The sequence below is a fragment of the Aeromonas sp. HMWF014 genome (assembly GCF_963878295.1).
In the GTDB taxonomy this organism is placed as follows: Bacteria; Pseudomonadota; Gammaproteobacteria; order Enterobacterales; family Aeromonadaceae; genus Aeromonas; species Aeromonas popoffii.
Map to the genome: position 1 here is coordinate 2,517 of NZ_CAWNYS010000076.1, position 634 is coordinate 3,150.

Consider the following 634-nt stretch of genomic DNA (forward strand, 5'->3'; position numbering starts at 1 on the left):
GCACTCGGCGATCTCCTCCAGCGTAAGCCAGTGGCAGGCCAGTACATCGCCATCAGGATCCTCTGGCTGGTGCTGACCCGGTGCCTTTTCAAGGTCGAACACCAGGGCGGTGCGTACAAAGGTGGCCTCGCTGTCAGCCGGTTTGAACAGATAGGTGCCGAGCCACGCGGTCGGCGTGGCGGTCAGACCCGTCTCCTCTTTCAGCTCGCGGCAGGCCGCGTCAATCAGGTTTTCGCCAGGCTCCACATGGCCGGCGGGCTGATTGAAGCGGCGCTGACCTTTTATCTCCTCTTCCACCACCAGAAAGCGGCCCTGCCAGTGCACCAGGGCGGCAACCGTCAGGCGGGCCTCCATGCGGGCATGGCTGGTGGTCGGTTGTTCTGCCGAGTGATTGATCATCATGACTCCTTGTCACTGCTGTTGGGATTACCCGTGCGGGCCGGTCGGCGCATTGTGTTGCGATTGCTACCGCGCCCGCTGCTGCGGGGTTTGCCGCCGGTCGGGCTTGGGGTTGAGCGCTCAGTTGAGTGAGTGCTGTGGGGACGCTCGTCCCGTCTCGGTTGGCTTGCCCGTCTCGGTGCCTCCCTTGCCGGTTTGGCTACGTCGCCATCCGGTCGGGGTGATGAGGGGGCGC

General features: G+C 64.5%; 1 protein-coding gene and 1 pseudogene. Both read right to left on the minus strand.

The window, feature by feature from the left end; translation table 11 throughout:
- A partial coding sequence (locus AAC083_RS02910; protein ID WP_375134795.1) for an NUDIX domain-containing protein occupies positions 1 to 402 on the minus strand: 402 nt, incomplete at its 3' end.
- Positions 399 to 634: pseudogene (locus AAC083_RS02915) on the minus strand (pseudouridine synthase); the annotation flags it as partial. The pseudogene AAC083_RS02915 and the gene AAC083_RS02910, both read right to left, overlap by 4 nt.